The sequence below is a fragment of the Oceanobacillus sojae genome (assembly GCF_900162665.1).
GTDB classification, from domain to species: Bacteria; Bacillota; Bacilli; order Bacillales; family Amphibacillaceae; genus Oceanobacillus; species Oceanobacillus sojae_A.
Genome location: NZ_LT727813.1, coordinates 898678 through 905316 on the forward strand (window position 1 = coordinate 898678; position 6639 = coordinate 905316).

General features: G+C 37.7%; 8 protein-coding genes and 1 pseudogene. 2 read left to right on the plus strand and 7 right to left on the minus strand.

All coding sequences use genetic code 11. The annotated features are described in order from the left end of the window. Nucleotides 1-22 precede the first annotated feature (22 nt). From BN1068_RS21700 to BN1068_RS21725, 6 genes are all read right to left on the minus strand, one after another. Nucleotides 23-739 (minus strand): hypothetical protein, encoded by a 717-nt coding sequence (locus tag BN1068_RS21700; RefSeq protein WP_217697341.1) that lies wholly within the window; start codon nucleotides 737-739, stop codon nucleotides 23-25. Nucleotides 740-760: 21 nt separating this feature from the next. Continuing rightward, nucleotides 761-1147, minus strand: a complete 387-nt coding sequence (locus BN1068_RS21705) for a hypothetical protein (protein ID WP_077604898.1) — start codon at nucleotides 1145-1147, stop codon at nucleotides 761-763. After that, entirely contained in the window at nucleotides 1147-1764 is a 618-nt protein-coding gene (locus BN1068_RS21710) for a hypothetical protein (protein WP_077604899.1), read from the minus strand. Before BN1068_RS21710 ends, BN1068_RS21705 begins: the two co-directional genes overlap by 1 nt. Nucleotides 1765-1846: 82 nt before the next feature. After that, nucleotides 1847-2335, minus strand: coding sequence for a DinB family protein (locus BN1068_RS21715; protein WP_077604900.1), 489 nt, complete (start codon nucleotides 2333-2335; stop codon nucleotides 1847-1849). A gap of 88 nt (nucleotides 2336-2423) precedes the next feature. After that, a complete protein-coding gene (locus BN1068_RS21720) occupies nucleotides 2424-3368 on the minus strand; it encodes a helix-turn-helix transcriptional regulator (protein WP_077604901.1) in 945 nt (314 codons plus the stop codon). 39 nt (nucleotides 3369-3407) lie between these two features. After that, complete coding sequence (locus BN1068_RS21725) at nucleotides 3408-4073, minus strand: HAD family hydrolase (protein WP_077604902.1); 666 nt, start codon at nucleotides 4071-4073, stop codon at nucleotides 3408-3410. Nucleotides 4074-4228: 155 nt separating this feature from the next. On the opposite strand from BN1068_RS21725, the gene BN1068_RS21730 reads away from it, so the two are divergent. Then, nucleotides 4229-4783 carry a nucleotidyltransferase family protein gene (locus tag BN1068_RS21730; RefSeq protein ID WP_077604903.1) on the plus strand — a complete coding sequence of 185 codons (555 nt, stop codon included), beginning with the start codon at nucleotides 4229-4231 and terminating at the stop codon, nucleotides 4781-4783. 277 nt (nucleotides 4784-5060) lie between these two features. Here BN1068_RS21730 and BN1068_RS21735 read toward each other — a convergent pair whose 3' ends face one another. Continuing rightward, nucleotides 5061-6416, minus strand: a complete 1356-nt coding sequence (locus tag BN1068_RS21735; RefSeq protein WP_077604904.1) for an RNA-guided endonuclease TnpB family protein — start codon at nucleotides 6414-6416, stop codon at nucleotides 5061-5063. Between the two features lie 58 nt (nucleotides 6417-6474). Here BN1068_RS21735 and BN1068_RS21740 point away from each other — a divergent pair. Beyond that, a pseudogene (locus BN1068_RS21740) lies at nucleotides 6475-6636 on the plus strand (transposase); the annotation flags it as partial. Between the last annotated feature and the right edge of the window lie 3 nt (nucleotides 6637-6639).

Below are 6639 nucleotides of genomic sequence, written 5' to 3' on the forward strand. Positions count from 1 at the left end.
TTAATTTACCTATCCTTCATCATCAAAAATAATACGGATTTTGAATTTCACTATCTCCCCATTTCTTCACAGCCATACGGTACATACCTTTCGCATGAATATGGTCATGCCAAATAAATCTTCTTAATACCTTCCGCAGCGACCACTGCTCTTCATAACTGCCATGAAACGTTTTATTATGCAGAAAATCGCACGTCTCTTCTATCTTTTTTAATGCTTGAACTCTATTTTGATAGATATTATCAATATTATCTAACTTCACACCTATTTCTCCTGCATAATAATTCGTCACACCATTTGTATGCTCATACATCTCTTCAGGAGTGCTCGGCACAGCACCATAAAAAGATTTTCTTTTCGGTAAAGAAGTATATGTCTTAACCGGAATAGAGTCGTAAAGAAGCTGAAAATCATGTGCAGATTTTAATACCCGCTTTTTTATCAGCTCATATTCCTCCACCAATAACGGATCCTGTTCCGATAAAAAGATGATGTCCGAATCTGCTTCGTGTATTTCCAGATTTCTTTCTTTTGATTGAACAATGACAGATTCAACAACATCTGTTTCAGCATAATCTATCCCGGCCCACCTGCAATACCTTTTAATCTCTGCAGGAAACTTAGAGAGCGCTTCTTCACGCTCTCTGTCCCTTGTATATGCCCCCGGGAAACTTTCAGAGTACATTAAATATCCTTTATTATTGTATTCCACCACAATGTTATTTCTTATCAGCCCCACTCTATCATCCTCCCCTTCTCATCAGAGATTCTCTCCATTGAAACGCAAAATATGGGTTGTCTCCACTGAGTAGCCAGTTCTGACGGCAGAAATGATTTCTTCTTTCCTAGTTTCTGGTTCTTCTTCTCCAAGACACAGTGTAATATCTTCAATATCGTGTGGACCAATCCGCCAATGTCCAAGCATCGCTCCTTTAAATTCGCCATCTATTAAGAGATACTGAAGAACCTCTTTCCCTTTAAATTTCTCTTTCAGTTCGTCTATTTCAGTTCTGACCAGAAAATCTGAGTTATCCAGCATAAATACAGACTGCGGGATTTCTTCATTGGTTAAATGCAAATCTTTTTTCTGCATAAATCCTTCGCCAAGTCCATCCACTTCTATTTTTACAATTGCTTCTCTTTCCATTATGCAGTTACAGCATTTTGTATCGTTGTACGCTTTAACTGCGACCAGCTTTTCATTTGATCTATAGCAGCAAATACGGCTGCATCCAAAAAACGCAGCAGCATTTCTGCTACAGCAGGAACCGGATCCTCTGCCCATTTGATTTCCGGCCATTCTGTTTTAAAGTCAAACCAGCCTGTATTCCAGTCCGTATCAACCTGTGATTCGTATACTAAAAAGGCTTCCTGAAGTCTTTTTAAAACAGCAGTGATTTCTTTTGCTTTAAAAGGCAGCTCCTCTTTTAACTGGTCCTTTGATATACCGCCTGACGATTGAATCATGGATAAAACCTCTTCATGAAGCTCTGTTATTTTTTGAACAGGCTTTCGAAAAATAGTGCTGTATAGCCCCAGATCTTCTTCCAGAACATATCCGATGCGTCCACCCTGAAAACGCCCTTTTACCAGCTGATGTTTTTTTCGTAATTCTTCTGCCAGGAGCGTGTCATTAAAAACTGTCCTATGCACCAGCTTTGGGGCCTCACCTGGACGACTGTTAAAAACTGGAGCTACCGGCTGTAATCTCTGAAATAATTGTTTATAGGATTTTATATCATGGATATCCTCAAGCTGCGCCATTAATCCCTGTCTATGCAAACGCTCACAAATTATTTTTTATTTATTCAAATATGATTCACCTCCCAGTTCTCTTTCTTCTTTGTTAAACATAAAGATCAAACATATTTATATCGTAACCAAGCTGCTTTAAATAGTTAAAGAACTGTGCCCGGTGATGGAACAGATGAGAAACCTCTTCTACAAGCCAATGCGCCTGTGTCTCACCTTCTTCTAAATAAAATGGCTTCGTTTTTTTAGTTAAAAAATCCTCATCCGATAGAGACAGCATATACGTTTTAAACAATTGAAAGCCCCGGTTCACTGCTTCAATCAATTCCTCAGCAGATTCCAGCTTCTCATACTTTGACTCCAGATCTCGAATCGCCCTCTCATCCATCTCCTGCCAAAGGTTCAAGTCTACTTCCGGTATAGAAACAATATGTCTGGCAAGCTCCCCGAGATTACGCATATTTTCTGCCGGGCGGTAGCTCCAATCCTTGTCCTCCACCTTCTTCAATAACCCTTCTATGGACCTGATACCAAGCTCCAACTCAGCTAATAACTCGTTTCTTAACACAGATACAGCATGCATAACATTCACCCTTTCATTCTTTTTTCTACCTTAACGTACCATGGAATCATGACAGATGATGTCATCATTAATAAAGATATTTTAAAATTTATTTGTACTTCTCCAGCAGGGTTTCCAGTTTCCTTTTCATAGAGGCTGCTGCTTCTTTCGGTTCCAACACATATGCTTCACTGCCAAAATTCCAGACCAGATCAACAAAATATGTTAGCTCTGACTCAGGTATATTCATTTCTACCCAGCCTGTCCCATCCTCACGTCTCTGAACATGCCTCTCCAAATCTAACTCTGACATTGCACGCCGGACTCCTTCTCTCGTTAAATCTACCAAAAAAGTAACCGGGTTAGAAACTTCGGATTCTGACAGCTCAATCCATTCCATAATCGATTGATAAGGCAATTTCCGCCCCTTTTTATCTGTATGCACTGCTTTTTTTATTCGATCCGCACGAAACAAACGAATTTCCTCGCGCAGAAAACAATAAGCCGGACAATACCAGAAACCATTATGACTGTACAAACCAATTGGCTGAATCATTCTCTCCTTTATCCCCTTTTGACTGTCGTATTGGATAGTCACGATGGATTGGTCTACCGCTGCATTTAATATTATATCCAGCTCATTTGCTGTCTGGACACGGCTGGGATTCCAAAAAACAATCCGGTCTTTCATTGTATTAATACGCAGCTTCGCGTCACCAGGCAGATAGTTATATAGTTTCTTTAAAACATAGCCCACTTCCGTTTCAAATGGGAGAGCTCCTAGAAATTGCAGGGAATGAAAAGCAAAATAAAGCGCAATCGCCTCAGACTCTTTTAATAAAACTGGAGGTAGCATCCGCTCATTCAATACATAGTAACCGCCGTCCGCACCGACTTCTGAATAAAGCGGAACCCCCAGCTCACTTAATTCATCCAAGTCTCTAAGAATTGTACGATAGGAGACATTAAATTCTTCTGCCAGTTCTCTCGCTGTAAATTTGCGTTTTGCATTTACTGTCATCATTATTTCGATTAAACGTTTTGTTTTGGACATTATACTGCCTCCATTTGCCTGAAAGATAGAGATGATTGATTAAGAGAAAGGTTTCTCCAGCAGCATCATGTTTACTTGTTTAAGACTATCTGCAATAAATGTTGGCTTTTCATCGTTCAGCTCTTCCAATGAACCATATCCATATGTAACACCAATGGAATCTATGCCAGTTTTATTGGCTCCAATCAAATCATGCTTTCTGTCACCAATCATGATAAATTCTTCTAATGCATATTCTGTGTAGTTGTCTATTAAGTACTGAATAATTTCTGCTTTTGCGGATCTTGTACCATCCAGATTGCTCCCTATTATTGTTTCAAAGTACTTGCTGATTTGGAAATATTCCAGAATTTGCTCTGCGAAAACAGTCGGCTTTGACGTTGCCACTGCTAAAATAAATCCTTGCCCCTGCAATGATTGTAATAACCCTCGTGTATCAGGATATAACATATTCTCATACATTCCTTTTTCTTTAAATCTTTCTCTGTAAAATTGGATAGCTTTTTGTGTTTCTTCTTCATTAAAATGGTAATATTCAGCAAATGATACCTGTAAAGGAGGACCAATAAAGCATTCCAGCTTATCCAAATCAGGTTCTGCAATTCCCATTTTATCTAATGCGTATTGAACCGATTTTGTTATACCTTCTTTTGGATCAGAGAGGGTGCCATCTAAATCAAATAGAATTACTTTATATTTACTCATTGGAGCTTCCTTTCTATTTCTTAAGTTAACTTTCGTATACTTCTCTATTCTACCATTTATTTGCTAGTAAAATTCCTCTAAAACCGTTTATGCAGAATTTCATTCAACCAGATTTTGCTATACAATAAAACTAGATAGAGGGAGATGATACATATATGACTGAATACGAAGAAAGGTTAATAAATATTCTCAAAGAAGATAGCTACATCGTATCTATTTTACAAACAGTGGAGACATTGGAGCTAAACGATTGCTGGGTTGCTGCCGGACTGATCAGAAATAAGGTTTGGGATACTTTACAAAACTCCCATACAAAAATAAACGATATCGATGTTATTTATTATGATCAAACAGACCTTTCCAAAGATACTGAGAAAAAATTAGAAGCAGAATTAGAAAAACTCATGCCTGGACAACCCTGGTCTGTGAAAAATCAGGCTCGGATGCATATAAAAAATACTAATCCTCCATATACGTCTTCCTCTGACGGCGTTGCCCATTTCCCTGAAACACCCACTGCCGTTGCTGCACAGATACGTCATCAGGAAATAAAAATAATGGCTCCCTATGGTTTGGTGGATTTATTCCAAGGGATTGTCAAACCAACTCCATATTATTTAAAAGAGACTAAATTGCATTCTGTTTATGTAAAGCGGATGAAAAATAAAAATTGGAAAAACACTTGGAAAAATTTAACCATAGAATATTAGTTTAACCTTTCTTGCATGTCTAGAATGAGATACTGGATTCCTTTGAAAAATCCCAATGAATAGCCAATTATATTAGAAAAACTCATATTCACAGGGATTTTTCAGGTTAACTTAATCATAAAAGGATGGTGTTTTATTCTACTTAGACAAAATCTCAACATTAAATCCTCCAGGCGCTTTACATAGAAGGTATATCCATGAGAGTGAACCTCCCCCACCAAATCTAAGATTTGAAAGGGGCTTCTATTGACTTAAATACAGCAAACAGCACGCATAATCACGCACCATTAGTACGTAACGCCTGATGTAAGCTAATTAATGAAGCCAATGTCAGCCGAGTTCTAGTTACTAAGGAAGGAACTTTTGCCTCCAGTAGTAACCTTTTCTTTTCAGAAAAGGATTTAAGGAATTCTCTAATAAAATACCGTGCTCCTATATTATAAGAAGCATTTAAATCTGCGTGATAGACTTTGTCATTTTGATAGGCGGCAAGGTCTTTTTTATGATTCCGTTTCACTTCTCCAGAACCGTCAAAAGCAAGCGCGGAAGTATACTTAGCGCTTACTCGTCGAATACGTACGCCTTTGTAATGTGCCATCTCTTCAACTTTCCTTTGAATGCCCAGCTTGCTCCAATGATGTACTTTATGGCGTAACTTTTTTGCACCATACATCCCCTCTGGGTGTTTCATTTTACCAAGGTACTCAAATACGATGATATCTGCTTGATGATCGACAGCAAATTTGATAATTTCTGAAGATGTATGATGCACAATATGTTTCTTTAGACCATTAATTCGTCTCCAATAGTTTGGTGCATTTACATACCCTGAATGACGTTGAGCTTTCTTTAGTTTGTTGATTTTTGTGTACATACGGTCTTTTTCTACCGGTTGATTAATAAATTTCCTGCCGATGACAGTTCCATCTGAACGCATTGCACAACAAACCGCAGAATTCGTGATACCTAAGTCTACAGAAACGATGACTTGTTCTTTTAATTTTGTTTTATTTAATTGAATCTTTTTCTCATAAGAAAAATGAATGAAATACTTTTTGCCTGTTTTTACTAAGGTAGGATTATTTTCTTTCCAACCGGCAATTCCACGATTCTTCAAGTTTTTATGATGGAAAGTAATCGTTACCCAAACCCAATCATTATTTAGGAAAACTTTGATTTTTGCTTGATTGTCAGATACTTGTTTAAACATATTCCCTTTATAAAACACCGGAAATGCTTCATGCCTAACAGATAAAACGGGGGACTGTTTCTTAAAACGCTTACCATGAACAATTGATTCGCTTTTTTCATCCAACCAGTTTTGATAGTTGGAACGATAACTTTTCACAATTCCATAACCTTTAGAAATGGCAGCCCTTCGAAGATAAGAAGGAAACTTATAAAATGTTGCGTCAAAATCATACTTTGGGCAGGGGTTCGTTTTGGTGTGATGTGTTAATTTTTCTACAGCGTTTACCAACTCTTTTGTGCTTAAATTTTCTAAAACAGACCATTCCGTATTGATAACATCTACCAGAAAAGATAGTGCCTTCCGATAGATAGCAAGTGTAGGTTCGAAGGTTTTCGAACTGTGAGAGGTTATTTTATTTTTAATCGTTTTCGTCTGTTGCATCAACCAACCCTCCCTTATATATGTGTTATAATCACATTATAAAACAAACCGTTTTAAAACGGTATCCTCAAGATATATACGAACGGAATTCGCTGTATTCTTAGCGCCATATTATTGGAAACCTTATTTTTGGAGTAGAAGCTATCTTATCCTTTCGACAGGAGGAGCTTCTTTAAAAGTAATCAAAAACTATATCGAAAACCAAGACCGTGAAGGCTGACCC

Coding starts and splice junctions, on each gene's coding strand:
- BN1068_RS21730 (WP_077604903.1), top strand. CDS start 4,229: ATGACTGAATACGAAGAAAGGTTAATAAATATTCTCAAAGAAGATAGC.
- BN1068_RS21720 (WP_077604901.1), bottom strand. CDS start 3,368: ATGTCCAAAACAAAACGTTTAATCGAAATAATGATGACAGTAAATGCA.
- BN1068_RS21735 (WP_077604904.1), bottom strand. CDS start 6,416: ATGCAACAGACGAAAACGATTAAAAATAAAATAACCTCTCACAGTTCG.
- BN1068_RS21710 (WP_077604899.1), bottom strand. CDS start 1,764: ATGGCGCAGCTTGAGGATATCCATGATATAAAATCCTATAAACAATTA.
- BN1068_RS21725 (WP_077604902.1), bottom strand. CDS start 4,073: ATGAGTAAATATAAAGTAATTCTATTTGATTTAGATGGCACCCTCTCT.
- BN1068_RS21705 (WP_077604898.1), bottom strand. CDS start 1,147: ATGGAAAGAGAAGCAATTGTAAAAATAGAAGTGGATGGACTTGGCGAA.
- BN1068_RS21715 (WP_077604900.1), bottom strand. CDS start 2,335: ATGCATGCTGTATCTGTGTTAAGAAACGAGTTATTAGCTGAGTTGGAG.